This is a genomic window from Streptomyces sp. OR43 (genome assembly GCF_008042275.1).
GTDB lineage: Bacteria > Actinomycetota > Actinomycetes > Streptomycetales > Streptomycetaceae > Streptomyces.
The window spans coordinates 1,876,271-1,898,097 of sequence record NZ_RDBK01000043.1; the positions used below are offsets into that span (position 1 = coordinate 1,876,271).

Here is a 21,827-nt window from a genome sequence, read left to right on the forward strand (position 1 = left end):
AAACATCTGTTCCGGTAGCAAAGACGCATCCTGGGAGGGAGTGGACACGCGTGCACGAGGCAGGGGACATCACGATGCGGGTACTGGTCGCCGAGGACGAGGAGATTCTGGCGGAACTCGTCGCCACCGGACTGCGGCGGGCCGGGTTCGCCGTCGACACGGTGTACAGCGGTGACGCCGCCCAGGCCTACCTGGGGCTCCACGACTACGACGTCGTCGTTCTGGACCGGGACCTGCCCCGGGTGCACGGCGACGACGTGGCCCGCGGACTGGTCGCCTCCGGCTCCCGGACCAGGATCCTGATGCTGACGGCCGCCGGGTCCATGGAGGACCGCGTCTCCGGGCTCGACCTGGGCGCCGACGACTACCTGGGCAAGCCGTTCGAGTTCCCCGAGCTCGTGTCGCGGGTCCGCGCCCTGCGCCGGCGCAGCGCCCGCCCCGTACCGCCGCAACTGGTGCGGCATGGCATCCGGCTCGACACCGTGCGCCGCACCGCGACCCGGGACGGCCGGGAGCTGGACCTCTCGCCGAAGGAGTTCACCGTGCTCCAGCTGCTGCTGGAGGCCGACGGCGGGACGGTCAGCGCCGAGGAGCTCCTGGAGCGGGCCTGGGACGCCAACGCCGACCCCTTCACCGGAGCCGTCCGCGTCTGCATGAGCAAGCTGCGCGGGAAGCTCGGGGAGCCGGCTGTCATCCGCACCGTGCAGGGCGTGGGGTACGCCCTGTGAAGCGGTTCCGGGTCCGGGTGCCGCACGCCACGATCAGGACCCGGATCGCGCTCGTGTACGGGGGCGTCTTCCTGGTTCTCGGGACGGCGCTCCTGGCCACGGTCAACCTCGCCTCCCGGGCCGGTACCGACTCCCAGGCCCGCGCCATCGCCCGTACCGCCGCGGTCGTCCAGCCCGGATACGCCGTCAACGGGCCCCTGGTCACCCGGCGCAGCCTCGGGCCGCCGACCGTCTACGACCTCACCGACGATGTCAGCAACGCGGCCGGGGACCAGCTCCTCAACTGGTCCGCGGCCGCCCTGCTCGTGATGACGGCGTGCGCGGTGGGCGTGGGGTGGTGGACCGCCGGGCGGCTCCTGCGGCCCGTCCACGAGATGACCGCGAAGGCGCGCCGGCTGTCCGCGCACACGCTGCACGAGCGGATCGCCTCCAGCGGGCCCGACGACGAGCTGAAGGAGCTGGGCGACACGCTGGACGCGCTGCTGGCCCGGCTGGAGAAGGCCTTCGACAGCCAGCGCCGGTTCATCGCCAACGCCTCGCACGAGCTGCGCACCCCGCTGGCCACTCAGCGGGTCGCGATCCAGGTGGGCCTGGAGGACCCGACTCCGGACGATCTCGTACGCACCCGGCAGACGCTCCTGGACAACAACCGGCGCAGTGAGCGGCTCATCGAGGGCCTGCTGGTGCTGGCGCGCAGCGAGCGCGGCCTGGAGCGGAGCGAGCGGGAAGCCGTGGACCTGGACCGGGTGGTGGCGGAGGAGGCGGGCCGGTATCCGGGGGTGGCGGTCGGCGCCGAGCCCTGCGTGGTGCGGGGGAGCCGGCTGCTGCTGGCCCAGCTGGTGGCCAATCTGGTGGCCAACGCGGCGACGTACAACGTGCCCGGCGGGAGCGTGGCGGTGTCCTTGGTGCCGGCGGGCGCGGGGGTGCTGCTGGAGGTGCGCAACAGCGGTCCGGTGGTGGAGGCGGCCGACATCCCGGGCCTGTTCGAGCCGTTCCGGCGCGGCGAGGGCAGGGACCGGATGGGGGCGGGCTCGGGGCTCGGTCTTTCGATCGTCCGCTCCATAGCCCTGGCGCACGGCGGTACGGTCACGGCGGTGCCGGGCCCGGAGGGCGGGCTCGCCGTGACCGTACGACTGCCGGTGGATCAGGCGTTGGCGGCGACCCAGGCGGGCAGTGCGGCCAGCACCTCGCGGTAGAACGCGGCGTCCGCGACCTCGCGCGGGGCGGGGCCCGCGTGGAAGAAGCCGGCGTTCGGGGCGTTCAGCTTCCGCAGGAAGTCGAAGCCCTTCGCGTCCTCGTCGCCGAACGCGACGAACTGGAAGAACAGCGGCAGCCGTGCCGCGTCGTCGATCGCCTGGCGGGCGGCCTGCTTGACGTCCGGCGGGCCGTCCGTCTGGAAGACCACCAGGGCCGGGCCGGTGGCCCCGGACTTCTCGTAGTGCGCGACGACCTCCTCGACGGCGCGGTGGTAGTTCGTCCGGCCGAGCCGTCCGAGGCCCGCGTTCAGCTCGTCGATGCGGCCCTCGTGGCCGTCCAGCCCCACCGTGCCGGTGCCGTCGATGTCCGTCGAGAAGAACACCACCTGGACGGTGGCGCTCTCGTCGAGGTGCGCGGCGAGCGCGAGCGTGCGGTCGCCCAGGTGCTGGGCGCTGCCGTCCTTGTAGAACGGCCGCATGGAGCCGGAGCGGTCCAGGACCAGGTAGACGGTGGCGCGCAGGCCGGTGAGCCCGTGCGCCTTCAGCCCGGCCTGGGCGGCCTTGTACGCCCCCACGAGCTCGGGCGCGCGGGCCTTGACCTTGGCGAGGGTGAGCGCGGGCTTGCCGGCGGGCGCGGCGGGGGCCGCCTCGGCCCGGGGCTCGGGGACCGGTTCGGGTTCCGGTTCCGGGGCCGGGTCCATGTCGATCGTGATCGGCTCGGGCTCGGCGACCGGCTCTGCGACGACCGGCTCGGGCTCGGCGACCGGCTCTGCGACGACCGGGGCCTCGGCCACGGCCGGCTCGGGCTCGACCGCTGCGGCAGGGACCTCGGCCGGCGCCTCCTCGGGCTCCGGCGTCACGGCCACGGCCTCGGGCGTCAGGGCCTCCGCTTCCGCCGCCACGACCGCCGCCACGGGCTCCGCTTCGGCCTCCGGAGCGGACGCGGCCTCCGGCTCAGCGGCCACCGGCTCCTCAGCCTTCACCGTCTCCTCGGCCACCGTCTCCTCGGCCCCGGCCTTCACGGGCTCAGCGGCCTCAGCGGCCTCAGCAGCCTCAGCGGTCTCCGTAGCCTCCGCCGTCTCCACGGGCTTCGTCCGGGACCCCGATCCCTGTGACGGCACCGTGGGAGCGGTCTTGGGAGCGGGAGCGGCGGCCTTGTCGAAGGCCGCGGCCACCAGGTCCGCCGCCACCCCGCCGTCGTCCTTCGTGGACCGGGACGTGGTGGACGGGACCGGCTCCGAAGAGGCCGGGGCCGGTACCGACACCTTGACGGCCGGGGCGGGCTCGGCCGCGGGCTCGTCCACGGTCACCGGCTCCGGGGCCAGGGTGCGCTCGCCCTGGGCCGGGACCGTGGCCGTCGTCGGCTCGTCCTGCTCCGTGCGGTCACGGCCGAACACCTTGCGCAGCAAGCTCCGAATGCCCATGGGCGAGGCCTTTCGCATGAGTTGGGTGCGATGAATGTCCGTACTGCGGGAATTGATCCCTGGCCAGGGCGGATACGTAAGGTTAGCGGCCGGATCCGGCCCTTCGTCGGCGCGGCCCGCCCGTGGGAGAACTGAACCGCAACCGATCCCGTACCGAGTCCTGTGATGGGGGTGTGCGGACCTCATGGATGTCATCGGCAAGTCGTTCGCACACGCCTCCGAGGTGCCCGTTCGCATTGCTAGCGTGAGCGGCCGGTGCGTCTGACGAGCAGTCAGGGGCACCGTTTCCGTTATCCGCAGATGTGAAAAGAAGGGCTCTCGTATGACGAACCCATCCCGCCGAATACGTCTCGCGGCCTGCGCGGTGGCGGCCGGGGCGATGCTTTCCGGCCTCACGCCCATGGCCGGTGCGAGTGCGGCGCCCCTCGCCGGACCGGCCACGGGGGTTCCGTCCGCGGATGATCCCGTACCGGATCACGAAGGCATGCCGGACGACGGCTTCGAGGACGAACCCGAAAGCGAACAGGACGACTTGGCCGGGGCCGCGACGTCCGGCGCGAGCAGGAGCGCCGTCGCGGCAGCCCCGGTGCCGGGGCGCCCCGCCGACTTCAAGCTGGCCAAGGGCACGGACCTGTCCGGGCTTGTGACGAAGCTGGACGCGGGACTCCCGAAGCAGGGCCTCACGGAACTGCTGGAGCAGGCCAACCGGCCGGCCGCGGACTGCGGAAACACCGGTATCTACGGCCCCGACCTGGCCGTCAGCCACCGCATCTGCTGGAAGGCCGACGACGACGCCACGTCCAAGGAGTGGGTGCCGCAGGCCATCTCGGGTGTCTCGGACGCGCAGGAGGACGAGGACTGGGGCACGTCGAACGCCGAGCCGGTCGCCGTGGGCGGCTACGACGCGGTGAACCCGGGCCGCAGCGACTACATCGCGGGGCGCGACAACTGTCTGGAGAGTTCCGCCTCGGACGCCTGCAACGAGAAGGGCATCCGGGTCACCTTCTTCAACCAGGCGACCAAGATGTACCGGCATGTGCTGCTGGTGTGGCCGTACATGAACTCCAAGGACCACATCTCCTTCGACGCCCTGCACGCGCGCGAGGGCCGGTGCAACCCCGTCATCGTCACGGGCTGCGCCGCGCAGAACGGCATCCACGCGGGCGGCATGGTCTGGTACGGCAACTACCTCTACGTCGCCGACACCGCCAACGGCATGCGGGTCTTCGACCTCCGCAGGATCATGGACCTCAACCCGGACAACGACGCGGCCGTCAACGACCCCACGCCGGACGGCCTCGAGAGCGACGTCCAGGACAAGAAGCAGATCGGCAGGCAGAACAACGTCTGGTACGGATACGGCTACCGCTATGTGATGCCGCAGGTCGCCACGCTGAAGTTCACCACGGCGAAGAACGGCGGTACCACCAGCGGGAACCAGTGCTACGCCACCGGCCGGCCCAAGGCCTCGTACATCTCGCTGGACCGCACCGGGACCGACCACATGGTCCTCGGCGAGTACTGCAACACCAACAACGGCGGCAGCAGTCCCGGCCGGGTGGGCGCCTATCCGATGAGCGCGCTGACCGCCGCGGTCGATGGCGCCACGGGCACGGCCGCGAGCGCCGACGAGGCCTACGGCCTGCCCACCGGGGCCGCGTTCGGCAACGAGGACCTGTGGCACAAGATCCAGGGCGCGATGCGGTACGAGGGTAAGTGGTACTTCCACCGCAGCAACGCCTACGACAACGGCCGGCTGCTCCAGGCCACCCCGGGCACGGTCGGCGGAACGACGCAGTTGGTCGGCAACGCGAAGACCCTGCAGTCGTCGTTCGGGCCCGAGGACCTCTACCTCGCCCACGGGCGCGGTGACGGCTTCGCGCCGCAGCTCTGGTCGCTGAGCGAGCACGCGCCGGACGCCGAGAAGTGCCCGGTGTGCAAGCGGGAGGTCTACCGCTACGACATGGCGGAGGTCATCAGCGACTTCGGCTGAGGGGCCGGGCGTCCGCCGCACTACAGTCGGACCCATGGTTTCCGGTGAGGCGCCGCAGGCGGCAGGCAGCGTTCGGGTCGATGTCTGGATCTGGTCGGTCCGGCTCACGAAGACCCGGGCGCAGGCCGCCGCCGCCTGCCGCGCGGGTCATGTGAAGGTCGCGGGCGAGCGGGCCAAGCCGGCCCAGGCGCTGCGCGTCGGCGACGAGGTGCGGCTGCGGCACGACGGCCGCGACCGGGTCGTGGTCGTCTCGAAGATCGTGAAGAAGCGGGTCGGGGCGCCGGTGGCGGCGGAGTGCTTCGTCGACAACAGCCCGCCCCCGCCGCCGCGCGAGGCCGCGATCCAGGTTCCGGTACGGGACCGGGGCGCGGGACGGCCGACGAAGCGGGACCGGCGCGAGATGGACCGGCTGCGGGGCGCGGGGCCCGAGTCCGCGGAGTAGCGGCCGCGGCCGCGCGGGGCCGTGCCCGGACCGGGCCTACGGCTCGGGCGAGGCGATGGCCCGTGCGGCCGCCACTTCCTGGCGCAGGGGCGCCAGGACGCCCTCCTCGTCGCCGGGGAGTTCGGTGCGTACCGCGACCAGGACCTCGCTCGCCCGCACTCCGTCGGCCAGTTCGCGGAGCTGGGCCTGGACCGCGGCGACCTCCGCCGGATCCGGTTCCTCGGCCCCGTGGTTGACGCGGACACGGGCCGCCGTCGTGGCGTCGACGATGCGTTCCACGGCCACGACCAGCGGCCACCACGCCGCGGCGCGGGTTCCGGTGGGGGGCGGCTCGGTCAGGGCCCGCTGGAACTCGGAGCGCACGGACGACAGATCGCGGTAGATGCGGCGGCGGGCGCGGACCCGTTCGGCCCGGTCGCCGTCGCCGCCCGGCTCGAACGCGACCCCCACGTAGTCCGCGATGTCCGCGACCGCGTCGGCCAGCCGGCGGCCGATGCGGGAGTGCCAGCTCTCCGGCCACAGCAGATATCCGGCCACCAGCACGATTGCGCAGCCGATCAGGCTGTCCAGGAAGCGCGGCCAGACCAGGTGCACGCCCTCGTGGTTCAGCAGGTCCGACAGGAGCAGGATGACCGGAGTGACGGCCGCCGTCTGGAAGGCGTACCCCTTCGCCGTCAGCGCCGGGATCAGCGCGGCGAGCAGCACCATCACCGGCACGTCCCACCAGCCGACCGGCACCTCCGCGAGCACCGGGGCCGCGATGACGAGCCCCGCGGCCGTGCCCACGGAACGCAGCACGGCCCGGGAGAACACCGAACCGAAGTCGGGCTTCAGCACGAAGGTGACGGTCAGCGCCACCCAGTACGAGCGCGGCACGTCGATCAGCGAGGTCAGCGCCTGGGCCAGCCCGATGCAGAGCGCGAGGCGCAGCCCGTACCGCCAGGAGGGCCCGGACAGCACGACGTTGCGGGTGGCGCGCCGGACGCGGACCCCGAGGGCAGCCGGCCGGCCGAGCCGGTCGTCGACGTTGTACGGGTCGGGGTCGGCCTTGTGCACGACGGCGGCGGCATGGCGCAGCGCGCTGTCCACCGCCCGGGTGGCGGGTGAGCCGGGCGGTGGCAGGCGGGGTTCCTCGCCGCCGGTGCGGGTCTCCTCGATGTCCTCGGCCAGTGCCCGGACCGCGGCCGGGATCTCGTCGGGCAGCGGGATCCGTCGTACGTGCACCGCGGGCGCGGCCTCGACCAGCGGGATCACCACGTTGAGCTGGGAGAGCATCCGCACCATGGTGCCGCTGCGGCCGTGATAGCGGGCGCGGCGGGCGAGGACCAGGTCGTAGGAGGTGTTGAGCGAGTCGGTGACGGCCTGCCGCTTCTCCTCGTACGCCTGGGTGCCGGCGGCGGCGAGCAGATCGGCGACCGCGAGATAGGTGTCCGCGACCGCGACGCGTTCCGGCAGTTTGCGGCGCAACGGCCAGGCCAGCAGCGTCAGGGCGAGGACGAACAGTCCGCCCAGCGTCAGCAGCAGCGGCGCCACCCACCACGGGTCCGGCATCGGGAGTCCGGCGCCCACCACCGAGTTGAGCAGGAGCAGCAGGCCGGACACGGAGGCGACCGCCCCGATCGTCGACATCATCCCGGAGACGAGGCCGACGACCGTGAGCACGGCGACGGCCGCCCAGCCGGTCCCGTACACGAGCGTGCCGGTCATGATGCCGAGAGCGCCGAACAGCTGCGGCACGGCGATGTTGAGGATGCGCATCCGGTACGCGTCGGCGGTGTCGCCGATGACGCCGGAGAGCGCGCCCATGGAGGCCAGCGCCCCGTACATCGGCCGGTCGGCGGCGAATCCGGCGGCGAGCGGCGCGGCCAGGGCGATGCTCGCGCGGGCGACGGCGGCCCAGGGCACGGGCGTGGGCAGGGGGCGCAGTCCGTAGCGCAGCCAGACGGGCGGTGTTCCGCGCCGGTGTGCCGCGGTGGCGGAGGAGCCGGTTCGGTCGGCCCTGCTGCCGGTCAATGCGTCCCCCTCCGGGCAGCGGTCAGCTGCGGTACCCCTCGACCTCGTCGGCCGGGCGGACCCGGGCCTGTGCCGGGTCCTCTCCGTACTCGCTCAGGGCCCGGCGTTGCCGCAGCAGGTCCCAGCACTGGTCGAGCCGGACCTCCACGGTACGCAGTCGTGCCTTCTCCCCGTCGGTCAGGCCGGGTTCCCGGCCGTTGCGGTCGCGCAGGGCGCGTTCCTCCGCGACGAGTCCGTCGATGCCGCCGATGATGTCGCGTTCCTGGTCGTCCATGGCGTGTCCTTCCCGGCCGTGCCGGACTCAGCAGTGCCCGTGCTCCTTCAGCACGATGACGGTCTTGCCGCGTGCCCCGCCGGTCCGGTTGCGGTCCAGGGCCTGCGGGGCCTTCTCCAGGGGCAGTTCGATGTCGATGGGGACGCGCAGGACGGCGTCCGCGGCGCCGGCGGCCAGCACGTCCAGCAGGACCGGGCTCGGGTCGAGCCGGAAGTCGACGCCCCGCACCGTCGCGGGGAGCGCCGCCCCGGCCGCGACACCGCGGGTGGAGAGCGCGACCGCGCCCGGCCGGAGCGTCGCGGCGTACGCGGCGAACGCCCCGGGCGTCGCGGACGCCAGGTCCGCCAGCGCGTCGACGCCGTCCGGGCATGCCGCCCGTATCGCGTCGGCCGCCGGGTCCTGTGTGACGTCGATCGTGACGGCGGCGCCCAGCGACCCCATGCGGGAACGCTCGTCACCGCGCACCGCGGCGATCACGCGCACGTCCCGGGCCTTGGCGAGCTGGGTCAGACAGCTGCCGATCCCGCCCGCCGCGCCGACGACCAGCAGGCTCTCGTGGCCCCGGAGCGACACCGCCTCCAGGATCTGCGCGGCGGCCATCCCTGCCGACGGCAGCGCGGCCGCGATCCGGGCGTCCAGCCCGCGCGGGACGAGGGCGATGGCGGAGTCCTGCGGCACGCAGACGTAGTCGCCGTACGTCCCCGCACCGGCCGCCGGCCCGCCGGCCCGGCCGAAGACGTGGTCGCCGACCCGGAAGCGGTTGTCGCCGCTGCCGATCATGTCCACCCGGCCCGCGTAGTCCACGCCGATGACGAGGGGGAACGCCTGGGGCGCGAGGCCGTCCAGGGTGCCGTCCGCGAGCTGCCAGTCACCGGGGTTGAGCGAGGCGTACTCGACCCGCACCCGGACCTCGCCGGGTCCCGGATCCGGCTTCGGGACGACGACGAGGGCGGGATCGGCCCGGAGTGAGCTGACGGCGATGGCTCGCATGCGCACGACCTCCCAGTAGCCCCCGCGGTCACCTCTTCCACTCTTGCCCGGCCCGGCGGCGCCCGCACGTCGGCGAAGGCGCGCCCGGACAGCGCCCGGCTCAGCCCCCGGTCGACGGGGCCGGCAGCACCCGCCCGGCCCAGATCCGTGCCGCCATCGCGCACACGGCCAGCGCCAGGCCCGTACCGAAGACGATCCACACCGTGGTGCGCAGCGACCCCGTCAGCGCGTCGTACACCGCCGCCGCCCCGTCCGTCTCGCTGCCGGGCACCTCGTCCAGCACCCGGTCGCGCGCCAGCGCGATCGCCCCGCGCAGCACCAGTGCGCCGAGCGCGAAGCCCGCCCCGGCGACGGCGGTGGCGGCGAGCGCGGCCAGGGCGGAGCCGCGGCGTCCCGGCCCGCCGCGCACCCAGGCCAGGACGACGGAGAGCAGCGCGAACACGAGGGTGCCGACGGCCGGCCAGATACTGGCGGCCCGCAGCCACCGGAAGCTCTGGCGCATCTGGTCGGCGCGGTCCGCGGAGATGATCCGGATGTCGGTGTGCTGGACGGGGATCTGGTCGGCGAACGGCACCCCGTTGTCCACCAGGTTCTGCTTCACCTTCTCCGTCACGGGGGCCAGATCGATGGTGACGCTCTCGCCGCTGTCCCCGTCCAGTGCCGCGGTGACGGCCTCGTGGGCGGTGCGGTTGGCGGCGTTCCAGGCGGCCTGGAAGGCGTCGGTGGTGGTGAAGGACAGCACGGCCTCGTGGAGGAAGTCGCGGATGGTGCCCTGGAGCGGGCCGACGTCGATCTGCTTCATCGCCTCGTCGGTGATCAGGTCGGCGACGGTGTTCTGCACATCGGGGTCCGAGGCGAGCGGCGCCACCGCGGCCACGTAGCGGTCCGTGTCGTCGATCTCCAGATCGACCCAGGCGGACAGCGCGCTCACCGGCACCAGGACGGCGAGCAGCACCAGCAGTGCCACCGAGAGAGCCGCCGAGAAGTAGGTCCGCACCTCACCAGGGAACCGCGGATGGCGGGGCCGCGCCCCGGGCGGTGGGCCATCCGAGTTGCCGGGGCCGACGGCCGGGTGTGCCCTGGAAGAGAACGTGCACAGACAGCGGGGGCGACGGAAGGAGCTTCCTGCCATGGCCGCACACGCTTCGGTGCAGGCACGCGGAACGCGTGCGCGTGCTCAGCACCATTCCCGTTCCACGATGAGCTGGGCCGTGCCCGTCACGCTCGGTGTGATCCTCGGCTGGTACGCGACGTCCATCGTCCGGGGCGGCGGTGTGCTCACCGGCACGCAGCTCGCGCTCGGACTGGTCTCCGGCGCCGTGCTCGCGGCGCTCTGCTTCGGCCTGGGCCGGGTGCAGATGCGACTGCCGGCCCAAGCCGCAGCGGCCGCGTACGGTGCGCTGTTCGGCGGCTCGGTCGGCTTCCTCTACAGCCTCTCCGGCAAGAGCGTGCTGGCCGCATCGGTGCTGGGTCTGCTGACCGGAGCGGGCATGCTGATCCTCGCGTTCTACTACTTCTACACGCGGGGGGACTGAGTCCGCCGCTGTGCCGGTACGGGCCCGCGCGGGCCCGTACCGCTGTGTGCGGGGTCGTCGTCAGCCGCGGACCACGGTCACCGGGCACGGGGCGTGCTGGGTGACGTGCAGGCTGACCGATCCGAGCAGGGTCGCCTTGAGGGCGCTGCGTCCGCGCGCTCCGACCACCAGCAGATTCGCGCCCTCGGACCGGTCGAGCAGGGCCTGGGCCGGGTTGCCGATCACGACGACCTTGCTGATCTCGGCCGCGCGCGCACCGCCGACGGCCTCCTCCAGCGCCTCGGTCAGGGAGACCGTGGCCAGGGCCTGCGGATCGAAGTCCTCCGGCATCCCCGGCATCATGGACGCCCAGCTCGTCGCGGGGTACTCCCAGCTGTTGACGGCCTCCACCGTGTCCCCGGTCAGCTCCGCCTGGCGTACGGCCCAGTGCAGTGCCTTGATCGACGACTCCGAGCCGTCAACGCCCACCACGATCCTGCCCATCTCTGCCTCCCGCTCGCTTGCGCTCGGTCATGCCGGTGCGTCGTGCGGGATGCCCGCAGGACGCACCTTCTCGTGCAACTGTAGTCAAACCGGACGAAAGCACAGCCGCTGGGTCGGTCAGGCCGTCCGGAGACCGGCCAGCTGCTGCTCGAAGGGGACCACCTCGTCGTCCAGGCCGAGGGCCTTGGCGGCCCCGGAGACCGCCCGGCCGCCCGTGACCGCCTGGGCGAGCTCGCCGCCCGCGCGCCGGATCCGGGCCGGCAGGCCCTCGGTGTACTCGTCGCCCGACGAGCCCCAGTCCTCCGAGGCCGCGTACACCGACGTCGGCAGTGTGACGGCCCGCAGATAGGCGAAGAGCGGCCGCATCGCGTGCTCCAGCACCAGCGAGTGCCGGGCGGTGCCGCCGGTCGCCGCGACGACGACGGGCTTGCCGGTCAGCGCGGTGTTCTCGACCAGATCGAAGAACGACTTGAACAGGCCGCTGTACGAGGCGGTGAAGACCGGCGTGACGGCGATCAGTCCGTCGGCCCCCGTCACCGCGCCGATCGCCTCCTCCAGCGTGGCCGACGGGAAGCCGGACACCAGGTGGCCGGCGATGTCGACGGCCAGATCGCGCAGCTCGATCACACGGACCTCGACCGGGCGGTCCTGCTCGTGCTCCAGCCGCTCCCGGGTGGCCGCGGCCAGCCGGTCGGCCAGCAGCCGGGTCGAGGAGGGGCTGCTCAGGCCGGCCGCGACGGCGACGATCCTCAGCGGTTCGGTGGTGAACACGGTCAGCTCTCCTTCGCGGCAGTGGCGGTGGTGGCGGCGGCGGTGACGGCCGGGTGCAGCGGCGCGGACTCGGGCACCCCGGCGGGCCGCAGGCCGGCGAACTCCTTGCGCAGCACGGGCACGACCTCCTCACCGAGGATGTCGAGCTGCTCCAGGACCGTCTTCAGCGGCAGTCCCGCGTGGTCCATCAGGAACAGCTGGCGCTGGTAGTCACCGACGGCGTCCCGGAAGGACAGCGTCCGCTCGATGACCTCCTGCGGGGAACCCACGGTCAGCGGGGTCTGCTGGGTGAAGTCCTCCATCGAGGGCCCGTGCCCGTAGACCGGCGCGTTGTCGAAGTACGGGCGGAACTCCCGTACCGCGTCCTGCGAGTTCTTCCGCATGAACACCTGGCCGCCCAGACCCACGATGGCCTGCTCGGCGGTGCCGTGGCCGTAGTGGGCGTAGCGCTGCCGGTAGAGGTTCACCATCTTCTTCGTGTGCTCGATGGGCCAGAAGATGTTGTTGTGGAAGAAGCCGTCGCCGTAGTACGCGGCCTGCTCGGCGATCTCCGGGGAGCGGATCGAGCCGTGCCAGACGAACGGCGGGACGCCGTCCAGCGGACGCGGGGTCGCGGTGAAGGACTGCAACGGCGTACGGAACTTCCCTTCCCAGTCCACGACGTCCTCGCGCCACAGCTTGTGCAGCAGGGCGTAGTTCTCGATGGCGAGCGGGATGCCCTGGCGGATGTCCTTGCCGAACCAGGGGTAGACCGGTCCGGTGTTGCCGCGGCCCATCATCAGGTCGACGCGGCCGTCGGCGAGGTGCTGGAGGGTGGCGTAGTCCTCGGCGATCTTCACCGGGTCGTTGGTGGTGATCAGGGTCGTCGAGGTGGACAGGATGATGCGCTCGGTGCGGGCGGCGATGTAGCCGAGGGTGGTCGTCGGCGAGGACGGCACGAAGGGCGGGTTGTGGTGCTCGCCGGTCGCGAACACGTCGAGCCCGACTTCCTCGGCCTTCCGCGCGATGGCGACGGTGGCCTTGATCCGCTCGTGCTCGCTCGGCGTCGTGCCGGTCGTGGGGTCGGTGGTGAGGTCCCCGACGGTGAAGATCCCGAACTGCATGGCGCCCGCCTCCAGGCTCATATGGTTGAACGTTGAACTATCTGAACACACCCTACAACGGAGTGCCCCTCCTCCCTATTCCGCGGCCCCCGCCGGGCTCGGAGCCCGTACCGGAAGAGGGCAGAGAAGAGGGCCGTCCGTAACGAACGGCCCTGGTCCCGCGCTGAAGGGACGCCGGCCGTCACCCCGGACCCCGCTGCGTACGCTGGACGGGGACTGAGGCCGCCCGAGGCCCCGGGCGGACGGAGGCGCGCATGAGCGGGACCGGAACGGGGAGCGGCGGCGGAGCCGTGCCCGGGCAGGGGCGCGAGGGCGGGGGCGGCGGGAGCGAAGGGTGGAAGGAGCGCGGCGTCGCGCTGCGCGTCTTCGTCTACGTCTTCGCCACGCATATGTTCGCGGGCTTCGTCTGGATCCTCTTCTACGTGGGCGAGCACGCGAAGAAGTAGCCGGGCGGGCACGGCCTGGCGGGGGAACGGCATCCGGCGAGTGGCGGAAAGTCCTCGTGCCTCCGCCCCGGCGTCCCGCTAAGCTCGCCCCATGACCTCCGTACCGTGCCGCAACTGGTGGCGCTCCTCCTAGGAGCGGCCACCTCTTCAGCGCGGGACCAGGGCCGTTCGTTACGGACGGCCCTCTTCTCTGCCCTCTTCCGGTACGGGCTCCGAGCCCGGCGGGGGCCGTCCTCCACGCACACACCATCGCGAGGAGAGACCAGCCATGACCACGACCTGCCCCGGCAGCACCGCCACGCTCGACGAGCGGATCCACGCGGACCCGGCAGCCTTCCGGGTCCTGACCGGCGACCGGCCCACCGGGGCGCTGCACCTCGGGCACTACTTCGGCACGCTCCACAACCGGGTGCGGCTCCTGGAGCTCGGGGTGGAGGTGTTCGTCCTCGTCGCCGACTACCAGGTGCTCACCGACCGGGACGTGGCGGAGCGGCTCACCCCGGTCATGGAAGGGCTGCTGCTGGACTACCTGGCCGCCGGCATCGACCCGGAACGGGCGGTGATCTTCAACCACAGCGCCGTACCCGCGCTCAACCAGCTGCTGCTGCCGTTCCTGAGCCTGGTCTCCGTCGCCGAGCTGGGCCGCAATCCCACGGTCAAGGACGAGATCGCGCACTCCCGGCAGGCGGCCGTCAGCGGTCTGATGTTCACCTACCCGGTCCACCAGGCGGCCGACATCCTGTTCTGCAAGGGCAATCTGGTGCCGGTCGGCCAGGACCAGGTGCCCCATCTCGAAGTGACCCGGACCGTCGCCCGGCGGTTCAACGAGCGCTACGGGCCGCTCTTCCCGGAACCCGAGGCGCTGCTCTCCGCCGCGCCCCTGCTGCTCGGCACCGACGGCACGAAGATGAGCAAGAGCCGCGCCAACTCCCTTGCCCTGAGCGCCGACGAGGACACCACCGCCCGGCTGATCAAGGGGGCGACGACGGACGCCGAGCGGCACATCACGTACGACCCCGAGGGCCGGCCCGGGGTGTCGGGTCTGGTGCGGCTCGCCGCGCTCTGTCTCGACCGGGACCCGCATGACGTGGCCGAGGAGATCGGGGGCGGCGGCGCGGCGGCCCTCAAACGGACCGTGACCGACGCGGTCAACAGCCGGATGGCGCCGATGCGGGCCCGGCGCGCGGAGTACGCACGGGACATGGGCTACGTCAGGTCCGTGCTGCGGGCCGGCAACGAGCGCGCCAACCACATCGCCGACGCGACGCTCGCCGAGGTCCGGGAGGCGATGGGCGGCCTGCTCTAGAGCCCGTCGCCCGGCGGCGCGTTCCGGATATCGCCGTGCGGCCGGGTTCGGCCGCTGTCACTGCCGGGTCAACGAGCCGCGTCTGCGCAGGAGTTCGGCGAGGCCGCGGCGGGTGGCGGCGATGACGACGCGGTCGGTGGGCCGGAGCACGTACCCCGGGTGCAGGTTCCAGACCAGCCCGGCAGGCCGGCCCTCGGCGCCGTCGGCCGTGACCGGCGTGGCCAGGTCCGGCCGGCGGTCGGCGGGCCGGGCCACGTCCAGGGCGAGGACCCGCCAGGCCCCGGCCCGGAACGCCTGCTCCACCGTCCGGCCCTCCAGCTGCGGGTGCCCGGCCACGTCGACCGCGGCGAACAGCATCACCTTCCGCTCGACCGGCACCGCCCCGAGGATCTGCCGGCCCATCATCGCGACGGCGAACGAGGGCGCCGCCAGATGCGAGACCGACCGGGAACGGGTCAGCGCCTGCGGGTGGGCGGTGCGCAGGGTGCGGTAGACGGCGGTGGCGAACTCGTCGTCGAAGAGCCGCAGCGTCACCCGCAGGTCCGGCTTGACCGAGCGGGCGTACAGCGCGGCCTCCAGGTTCGTGGTGTCGACGCTGGTCAGGGCGAGCAGCGCGCGGGAACGCCGGATCTTCGCCGCCTCCAGGACGCCCTCCTGCGTGACGTCCCCGAGCACCACCGGCACCCGCAGCCGCCGCGCCACGGGGATGCCGCGGGCGTCCGGGTCGTCCTCCACGCACACCACGGGGATGCCGAGTTCACGGAGCTGGACGAGGACGCGCGTACCGATCTTGCCGAGACCGAGCAGCACCACGTGCCCCGACAGGCCGCGCGGCGGTCTGCGCAGGGCGGAGGCGGTGCGCAGCGAACCGAACGCCTCCAGCACCCCGGCCACCAGCAGGGGCAGCAGCATCAGCCCGGCGACCCCGGACAGGATCTGGATGACCTGGCGGGCGGTCGGGTCACCGATCGCCGGGTCGCCCATCGCGAACAGGTCCAGCAGGGTCAGATACGCGGCGTGCACCGGCTCGTCGCCCGTGGTGAACGTGGAGGCCACCGCGAGCCCCAGGACCGCCGTGCCGACGCCCAGCGCGGACCAGCGCAGCCGCCGCGAGAAGACCTGGCCGAGCGGGGCGCCCCTGCCTCCCATCCGGCGCACGCGGCCGGTGGGGCCCGGCCGGCTGACGGCCTCCAGGACGATCGTCCCGCGCCCGGTCGCGGCGGCCACCTCTGCCTGGTCGGGCAGGAGCCGGGGGCCTTCGTCGCCGCTGCTGTCGGAGCCCTCGGTGCCGGCCGGGTCATGGGTGGTGGAGGAGAGCAGGGCCAGCGTGCACAGGGCCGGGCGGACGGTCTGGCCGTCCCGGGGCGGGGTGCGCTCGGCGGCGCGCAGGAGCAGGCCCTCCGCCTGGATCACCTTGCTGGAGCCGGAGAGGGCGGTCGCGGCGAGGGCGGGCGCCGCGGTGTCGGCGTCGGACAGGACCGTGGTGGAGGCGTCGAGCACGGTCTGGTCGATGCCGGGCGAGGCGACGGCCGCCGCCTGGTCCAGCAGGGTCTCCAGATGCTGGCCCAGCTTGCGGTTGTAGAGCCGGATCACCAGCCGGACCCGGGGATTGAGCCTGCGGGCGGTCAGCGCGGCACGGATGTTGCGTTCGTCGTCGTCGTAGACGAGGGCCAGCGCGGCGGCCGTGGTGACGCCGGCCTCCTCGAAGGCCTCGTCGGAGGGTTCGGCGGCCTGGAGGATACGGACCGCCTCCACGCCGGCGTTGGTGTCGCCGTCCCCGTTCCCGGCGCCGTTGCCCCCGTTGCGGCTCATCGCCGACGACATCCGCCCGAACAGGGCCGCCGCCCGCCCGCGTCCGGTCAGCGGCAGCTCCGGCCCGCTCCTGCGGGGCTCCGGTGGCAGGACCAGGGTGACCCGCTCGCCGTAGACATACCGCAGCTCGACGGCGAGCCGCTGGGCGAGCGCGTCGTCGCCGCAGACGACCATGTGTCCGGAGACCGGGGAGCGTTGGGGCTGCTGGGGAAGAGGAGGCACATGTCCCAGCATGCCCTGCTCCCTTCTGATGATCCGTCGGGTCAGTGGCCCTCGTGTGGTGCGGACGGCGGGCGGGAGAGCAGATGGCGGGGGTCGGCGGCCCTGCTGATCGCCGTCTCGACGGCCGCGATCCGGTCCGCGAGCAGCCCGAGCGCGGCGACCGCGCGGGTCAGCGGATCGCCGTCGGGACCGCCGAGCGCCTGGGTGCGGACGTACGAGGCGGTGACGGCGGCCCAGCGCTCGGCCTGCTCGGCGGTGAGCGTTCCGCGCAGGGCGGCGAGCTTCAGCAGCGCGGCCTCGGCGCCCGTGGTGAGCGTCTGCGCCTCGCCCGTGTAGTGGTCGTCGATGACGGCGGACAGTTCGGCGTCGTTCATCACGGGCACGATGCGCTCGGCGATGCGGTTCAGGTTGCGGTACGAGCCCTGGAGGCGGAACGGCGGCTCGGTGCGCGTCGCGTCGGTCTGCGCGGCCGAGGCGATGTACGCGGCGTTGACGGCGAGCACGGTGTCGCGGGCGTGCAGCAGATGGCGGAGGACGGCGGTGATCCGCTCCACTTCGGGTGCGGTGTACGGGTGTCGCAGCCGGTCGACGCGGGCGTCGGCGCCGGAGGCGAGCCGCAGCAGCAGGGCGAGGTCCTCGCGGGACCGGCCGGCGAGCGGCGCCAGTACCGGGTTGGCGGTCAGCGCGTTCTCGACGAAGCTCAGCGCGAAGACGTCCTCGCGCCCGCTCAGTACCTCACCCAGGTTCCAGACGTCGGCCCGGTTGGCGAGCATGTCCGGGACCTGGAAGCGCGCCCCGGACTCGGTGTACGGATTGCCCGTCATGCACACCGCGAAGCGCTTGCCCCGCAGGTCGTAGCTGCGCGGCTCGCCGTCCCGTACGCCTTCGATCCTGCGGGTGGCGTCGCAGAGCGGGATGAACTTCTGGAGCAGTTCCGGCGAGGTGTGCTGGATGTCGTCGATGTGGAGCAGGGTGTTGTTGCCCGCCTCCAGCGCGAAGTTGATCTTCTCGATCTCCTGGCGCGCGGTCGCGCTGCGGGCCTGCGCGGGGTCCAGCGAGGTCACGTCGTGGCCGAGGTTCGGCCCGCTGACCTTGACGAGGACCAGGCCGAGCCGGTCGGCCACGTACTCCATGAGCGTCGTCTTGCCGTAGCCGGGCGGCGACACGAGCAGCAGCAGGCCCTGCGAGTCGGTACGCCGGCCGGCGTCCGCGGTGCCGAGCTGCTTGGCGAGGCTGTCGCCGACCAGCGGCAGGTAGACCTCGTCGAGCAGCCGGTTGCGGACGAACGCCGACATCACCCGGGGCCGGTGGTCGTCCAGCCGGAGCCGGGTCCGCTCGGCGGCGACCAGGGAGGTGCGCCGGCGCTGGTAGGCGCGGAAGCCGGGGACGGTCGTGGTGCGGAACTCCTCGGTGCGGGCCAGGAGTTCGTCGATCCGGATGCCGATGCTGCCCCGCTCGATGCGCGGGTGGACGCCGAGGAGGCCGTCCACGGTCGCGGTGAGCGGGGCCTCGTCCTCGTAGCGGGCCAGGACCGGCTCCGGGCAGAGCTCGACGGCGACGGCCTCCGCGAGATCGCCTTCGTCGAGGTCGGATCCGCTCGCCCGGGCGTACGCGGTGAGCCAGCCCTCCACGAGCTGGCGGCGGGCCGGCAGGTCGTCGGCGAGGGCGGCCAGGTCCTCGTCGTACGCCGGAGTGCCGGTCGTGCGGCGGAACTTGTCCAGGAACGTGCGGACGTGGGCGGCGGTGACGAAACCGTCGGGGCCGCTCGTCAGCTCCTCGAAGAGATACGCGGCGACGGCCCGGGAGCCGGCTCCCGTGATGGCCGACGCCCACTCCTCCTGGAGCGCGTCGACGGCCGCGCCGAGACCGAACGTCTCACGGGCGCGCGCCAGGGAGCGGGCCCGGAGCGTCCAGGACGTCCGGCGGGCCTCGTCCGTCCCGTACGCCCAGAACAGCTGGGCGGCGGCCCGTACGGCGGGCGGGCAGCGCAGAAGCCCGGCGGTCGCGTGCAGCCGCAGCAGGACGGTGAGGATGGCCGTGGCGTCCTCGTCGTGGACCCCGCGCTGATAACCCTCGTCGTAAGCGGCGGCGGCCGACTCCCGTACGAGTGAGGCCAGTTCGCCGTCGCCCAGTGAGCTCAGCCGGTCCGCGCCGTGTGCGGCCAGCAGCCGGGCGGCCAGATGCTCGCCCCGGTAGACGGCCGGTGACTCGGAGGGCAGCAGCTGCTCCCAGTACGGGCGGGTGCCGGCGAAGTCCGGGTCCGTGACCGGCGCCCGGTAGTCGGTGCCGGTCACGGCGAACGCGAGCCCGTCTCCCTGCGGCACCAGCGTCAGCTCGAACGGCTGGGTGTTCACCGCGAACCGGTGCCGGCCCAGCCGGATCGTCGCCCCGCCGTCCGCGAACAGCTCGTTGCGGTCGCGCAGCGCCCGGCCCGCCTCCTGGCGGGCGGCCAGCAGCTGCCCGTCGAGCTCCTCGGCCCTGACCGTGTCGCCGAGTCCGCGCAGCTCGTCGGCGGTGCGGCGGACCTTGGCGACCATCGGGTCGGAGGCGAAGTACGTGTGCACGGCGTCCGCGTCGGCCAGCGCGGAACTGCGGCGTGCGACGGTCTCCAGGACCCGCGCAGCGGAGGCCGCGAGGCGTTCCGTCCGGCGGGCGAGGGCGTCCTGAAGGGTCTGCCTGCGGGCCGAGAACGCCTCGTACACCTCCGTCCGCCGCTCGCCCAGCTCGGCGAGGAAGTCGTCGAACTCGGCGAACCGCGCCTCCAGGTTCTCCAGCTGGAGGAGCAGTCGCGCGAGCTGGTCGTCGCAGGCGTCCGGGGTGTCCGCGGCGGCCAGCGCGGCCGTGACGGCCTGCCCCAGCAGCGCGGACTCGGCGGCGAACCCGGCCCGTCCCTCTTGGTCGAGCAGGGAGCGGCGGCGGGCGTCGAGCGTGGCGCGGGCCCGGTTCACCCCGCCGAGGACGCCCGCGATCCGCTCCAGGATCGAGGTGCGGACCACGCCGTCCCCGATGTCGAGCCCGGCGACGACGTCCGTCACCGTGCTCAGCCCGTCCGTCATCCCCGCCAGCCGCTCGCCGAGCGCGGTCGCGTCGGTAACGGTGGCGAGGGCGGCGGCCTGCTCGGTGAGCCGGGCGACGTCCTCGTGGTAGCCCGTGAACGCGTCGTTGCCGGACAGGAACGCGACCGCCCGCCGGCCCGCCGAGGCGATGTCGTCGGCGGTGGCGGCGGTGAGTTCGGCGATCCGCCGGGTGTCCGCGTACCGCATCTCGGCGAGGCCCGCCAAGTGGCCGTGGGCGGCGCGCAGTTCGGTCAGGCGGTCGACCCAGTCGGCAGCCGTGCGGGGCGCCTCGCCGCGGACCCGGCGGACGAGGACGGTGATCCGGTCCGCCGTCTCGGTGAGGGCGTCCGCGGCGCTCCGCATCTGCTCCTGCACGGCGTCGAACTCGGCGAGCACCTGCTGAGCGGTGTCGCGGAGTGCGGCCAACGGAGCGCCGAGCGAGCCGAGTTCGTCGTCGTCCAGCCAGTGGTAGCGGTCGGTGGCGCGGGAGCAGTCCGCCACCAGCCGGCCGTAGACGGCGGCCGTCGGGGCCGTCGCTTCGGCGCTCCGCGCGAGCGCGAGGCAGTCGGAGATGCCGCGCACGAGATCGGCGTTGCCCACGCGGGCGAGCGGGCCCGTGCCGGGCGGGCGGGAGGCGGCGAAGGTGTCGGAGACGTACGGCGTCCGCCAGCGCCGCACCGGGTGAACGCGCGCCGGGCCGGCGTCCCGGCCCTCGACCGGGTCGCGCAGGAGCACGAGCGTGCCGTCGTCGAGCAGCGCGTGGCCGCGGCCCTGGAGCGGGGTGGCGACCTCCTGCCGGATCACGTTGTACGGGAGCAGCAGGCTGCGCCCGTCCTCCCGCGAACGGAACGCGTACAGGACGTCCTCGCCGTTGGGCGAGCGGACGGCACCCTCGAAGACGGGGTCGGTGAGGGGCTCGGCGATGTCGAAGGTCTTCGCGGTGCCGGCGGTCAGGTAGTAGCCGCCGGGGAAGATGATCCCCTGGTCCTCGGGGAGCAGATGGCAGGAGGGCCCGATGCCGTCCAGCCGCTGCACGGTGCCGAGGAGCCCGTTGAAGACGAGATGGCGCCAGGCCTCCTCCTTGTACGGCCGGACGCGGAGCAGGACGAGCGGCCCGCACTCCGCGTACGCGACCTCGGCGTCGGCGAGCGACTGGAGGGGTTCGGTGACCGGTTCGCGGTAGATCCCGTCGGGGGTCTCCGTGTCGTCGACGGTCTTGAGCGTGAGGTGTCCGCCGAGCGTGGAGAGGTAGAGCGGGGCGCGGTCGCCGTCCTCGGCGCGGCGTGCGCCGATGGCGATGTGCGGGTGGCGGCCGGCGACGTGGGCCTCGCGGCCCGCGACCGTCCAGGTGAAGTCGTGCGACGGCGGGAACACGTGGTCGCGCTCGCCGCGGGCGTCGAGGAACGCGCCGGGCGAACCGTCGGCGTTCAGCGCCCAGCGCAGGACACGGATGTCCTCGGCGTTCTCGCCGGTACGGAAGACGGCGAGGAGCCGCCCGTTGGTACGGCGCAGCCGCAGGAGGCGGGCGTCGCGGTAGTAGCGGTGGAGGCCGGCGAACTCGCGCACGAAGGGTTCGCCGGCGAGGAGCGGGGCGGTGGCGGGAGCCAACTCGGGGGTGAACGCCGCGAGTACGTCGTCGACCGCGGGCTCGTCGCGCCGGCCGGGGCCGCGCTCGAAGCCGAACAGGAGCTGTCCGCCGATGGCGACGAGGTCGCGGGGAACGGACGGCTGCGCCGTCCGGACCTGTTCGCTGCCGAGCAGCTGGAGGCCGGTGGAGCCGAACTCCTCGGTCCGCCGGGCGTTGAGTGCCTCGGCGCGGTGGGCGAGCTCGGCGGCCTGGGTGCGGAGCCGCCGCCGCAGCACGTCGTACGCCCCGTCCTCGGGGGCGTCCAGGGGCGGCGGGGTGGCGGTGTCCATGCGGGCGGCTCCTCGGGGCGGTGGTGTGGCCTGCGGCCGGCTTTTTCCTCAAGCGCCGGACGGGCTTGGTTGTGGCCTCGGATTCCGGTGCGCGGGGCTGTCCTCAAGCGCCGGRC

17 protein-coding genes are annotated in these 21,827 nt (G+C 73.3%); 7 read left to right on the forward strand and 10 right to left on the reverse strand.

Going from position 1 to position 21,827, the window contains the following annotated elements; genetic code table 11:
• The first annotated feature begins 74 nt into the window (after nucleotides 1–74).
• The gene (locus tag EAO72_RS27240) at nucleotides 75–728 is read left to right on the forward strand and encodes a response regulator transcription factor (protein ID WP_222724155.1); all 654 of its coding nucleotides are present in this window, start codon (nucleotides 75–77) and stop codon (nucleotides 726–728) included.
• A complete protein-coding gene (locus tag EAO72_RS27245; RefSeq protein ID WP_148019830.1) occupies nucleotides 725–1,924 on the forward strand; it encodes a sensor histidine kinase in 1,200 nt (399 codons plus the stop codon). The genes EAO72_RS27240 and EAO72_RS27245 overlap by 4 nt, the downstream gene beginning before the upstream one ends.
• Here the strand turns inward: EAO72_RS27245 and EAO72_RS27250 are convergent.
• The gene (locus EAO72_RS27250; protein ID WP_187285233.1) at nucleotides 1,873–3,348 is read right to left on the reverse strand and encodes a VWA domain-containing protein; all 1,476 of its coding nucleotides are present in this window, start codon (nucleotides 3,346–3,348) and stop codon (nucleotides 1,873–1,875) included. The genes EAO72_RS27245 and EAO72_RS27250 overlap by 52 nt on opposite strands.
• 322 nt (nucleotides 3,349–3,670) lie before the next feature.
• Between EAO72_RS27250 and EAO72_RS43365 the strand changes: the two genes are divergently transcribed.
• Nucleotides 3,671–5,341 carry a hypothetical protein gene (locus EAO72_RS43365; protein ID WP_148019831.1) on the forward strand — a complete coding sequence of 557 codons (1,671 nt, stop codon included), beginning with the start codon at nucleotides 3,671–3,673 and terminating at the stop codon, nucleotides 5,339–5,341.
• 34 nt (nucleotides 5,342–5,375) lie between these two features.
• Entirely contained in the window at nucleotides 5,376–5,783 is a 408-nt protein-coding gene (locus tag EAO72_RS27260; RefSeq protein WP_148019832.1) for an RNA-binding S4 domain-containing protein, read from the forward strand.
• Nucleotides 5,784–5,819: 36 nt separating this feature from the next.
• On the opposite strand, the gene EAO72_RS27265 is transcribed toward EAO72_RS27260, so the two are convergent.
• The 4 genes from EAO72_RS27265 to EAO72_RS27280 all read right to left on the reverse strand — a co-directional run bounded on the left by EAO72_RS27265 (nucleotide 5,820) and on the right by EAO72_RS27280 (nucleotide 10,057).
• A complete protein-coding gene (locus EAO72_RS27265; RefSeq protein ID WP_410090508.1) occupies nucleotides 5,820–7,796 on the reverse strand; it encodes an FUSC family protein in 1,977 nt (658 codons plus the stop codon).
• A 22-nt stretch (nucleotides 7,797–7,818) separates the two neighbouring features.
• The gene (locus tag EAO72_RS27270) at nucleotides 7,819–8,070 is read right to left on the reverse strand and encodes a DUF2630 family protein (protein WP_148019833.1); all 252 of its coding nucleotides are present in this window, start codon (nucleotides 8,068–8,070) and stop codon (nucleotides 7,819–7,821) included.
• 27 nt (nucleotides 8,071–8,097) lie between these two features.
• A complete protein-coding gene (locus EAO72_RS27275; RefSeq protein WP_148019834.1) occupies nucleotides 8,098–9,060 on the reverse strand; it encodes an NADP-dependent oxidoreductase in 963 nt (320 codons plus the stop codon).
• Between the two features lie 100 nt (nucleotides 9,061–9,160).
• The gene (locus EAO72_RS27280; RefSeq protein WP_148019835.1) at nucleotides 9,161–10,057 is read right to left on the reverse strand and encodes a hypothetical protein; all 897 of its coding nucleotides are present in this window, start codon (nucleotides 10,055–10,057) and stop codon (nucleotides 9,161–9,163) included.
• 133 nt (nucleotides 10,058–10,190) lie between these two features.
• On the opposite strand from EAO72_RS27280, the gene EAO72_RS27285 reads away from it, so the two are divergent.
• Entirely contained in the window at nucleotides 10,191–10,595 is a 405-nt protein-coding gene (locus EAO72_RS27285) for a hypothetical protein (RefSeq protein WP_148019836.1), read from the forward strand.
• A gap of 60 nt (nucleotides 10,596–10,655) precedes the next feature.
• Here EAO72_RS27285 and EAO72_RS27290 read toward each other — a convergent pair whose 3' ends face one another.
• The 3 genes from EAO72_RS27290 to EAO72_RS27300 all read right to left on the reverse strand — a co-directional run bounded on the left by EAO72_RS27290 (nucleotide 10,656) and on the right by EAO72_RS27300 (nucleotide 12,952).
• Nucleotides 10,656–11,078: a universal stress protein gene (locus EAO72_RS27290; protein WP_148019837.1), complete on the reverse strand. Its 423-nt coding sequence runs from the start codon at nucleotides 11,076–11,078 to the stop codon at nucleotides 10,656–10,658.
• A 117-nt stretch (nucleotides 11,079–11,195) separates the two neighbouring features.
• Entirely contained in the window at nucleotides 11,196–11,849 is a 654-nt protein-coding gene (locus EAO72_RS27295; protein WP_148019838.1) for an FMN reductase, read from the reverse strand.
• Nucleotides 11,850–11,851: 2 nt separating this feature from the next.
• Entirely contained in the window at nucleotides 11,852–12,952 is a 1,101-nt protein-coding gene (locus EAO72_RS27300) for an LLM class flavin-dependent oxidoreductase (RefSeq protein ID WP_148022064.1), read from the reverse strand.
• 290 nt (nucleotides 12,953–13,242) lie between these two features.
• On the opposite strand from EAO72_RS27300, the gene EAO72_RS27305 reads away from it, so the two are divergent.
• Nucleotides 13,243–13,398: a DUF6126 family protein gene (locus EAO72_RS27305; protein WP_261991817.1), complete on the forward strand. Its 156-nt coding sequence runs from the start codon at nucleotides 13,243–13,245 to the stop codon at nucleotides 13,396–13,398.
• A 268-nt stretch (nucleotides 13,399–13,666) separates the two neighbouring features.
• The gene (gene trpS / locus EAO72_RS27310; protein ID WP_148019840.1) at nucleotides 13,667–14,704 is read left to right on the forward strand and encodes a tryptophan--tRNA ligase; all 1,038 of its coding nucleotides are present in this window, start codon (nucleotides 13,667–13,669) and stop codon (nucleotides 14,702–14,704) included.
• Between the two features lie 57 nt (nucleotides 14,705–14,761).
• Here the strand turns inward: trpS and EAO72_RS27315 are convergent, their stop codons facing one another.
• Complete coding sequence (locus tag EAO72_RS27315) at nucleotides 14,762–16,750, reverse strand: NAD-binding protein (protein ID WP_148019841.1); 1,989 nt, start codon at nucleotides 16,748–16,750, stop codon at nucleotides 14,762–14,764.
• 29 nt (nucleotides 16,751–16,779) lie between these two features.
• Nucleotides 16,780–21,711, reverse strand: coding sequence for a DNA repair ATPase (locus EAO72_RS27320; RefSeq protein WP_148019842.1), 4,932 nt, complete (start codon nucleotides 21,709–21,711; stop codon nucleotides 16,780–16,782).
• Between the last annotated feature and the right edge of the window lie 116 nt (nucleotides 21,712–21,827).

What these genes read in the sequence shown, in the direction of transcription:
- EAO72_RS27300 (WP_148022064.1), bottom strand. Translation starts at nt 12,952, where the DNA reads ATGCAGTTCGGGATCTTCACCGTCGGGGACCTCACCACCGACCCCACG.
- EAO72_RS27285 (WP_148019836.1), top strand. Translation starts at nt 10,191, where the DNA reads ATGGCCGCACACGCTTCGGTGCAGGCACGCGGAACGCGTGCGCGTGCT.
- EAO72_RS43365 (WP_148019831.1), top strand. Translation starts at nt 3,671, where the DNA reads ATGACGAACCCATCCCGCCGAATACGTCTCGCGGCCTGCGCGGTGGCG.
- EAO72_RS27260 (WP_148019832.1), top strand. Translation starts at nt 5,376, where the DNA reads ATGGTTTCCGGTGAGGCGCCGCAGGCGGCAGGCAGCGTTCGGGTCGAT.
- EAO72_RS27250 (WP_187285233.1), bottom strand. Translation starts at nt 3,348, where the DNA reads ATGGGCATTCGGAGCTTGCTGCGCAAGGTGTTCGGCCGTGACCGCACG.
- EAO72_RS27240 (WP_222724155.1), top strand. Translation starts at nt 75, where the DNA reads ATGCGGGTACTGGTCGCCGAGGACGAGGAGATTCTGGCGGAACTCGTC.
- EAO72_RS27275 (WP_148019834.1), bottom strand. Translation starts at nt 9,060, where the DNA reads ATGCGAGCCATCGCCGTCAGCTCACTCCGGGCCGATCCCGCCCTCGTC.
- trpS (WP_148019840.1), top strand. Translation starts at nt 13,667, where the DNA reads ATGACCACGACCTGCCCCGGCAGCACCGCCACGCTCGACGAGCGGATC.
- EAO72_RS27320 (WP_148019842.1), bottom strand. Translation starts at nt 21,711, where the DNA reads ATGGACACCGCCACCCCGCCGCCCCTGGACGCCCCCGAGGACGGGGCG.
- EAO72_RS27270 (WP_148019833.1), bottom strand. Translation starts at nt 8,070, where the DNA reads ATGGACGACCAGGAACGCGACATCATCGGCGGCATCGACGGACTCGTC.
- EAO72_RS27290 (WP_148019837.1), bottom strand. Translation starts at nt 11,078, where the DNA reads ATGGGCAGGATCGTGGTGGGCGTTGACGGCTCGGAGTCGTCGATCAAG.
- EAO72_RS27315 (WP_148019841.1), bottom strand. Translation starts at nt 16,750, where the DNA reads ATGCTGGGACATGTGCCTCCTCTTCCCCAGCAGCCCCAACGCTCCCCG.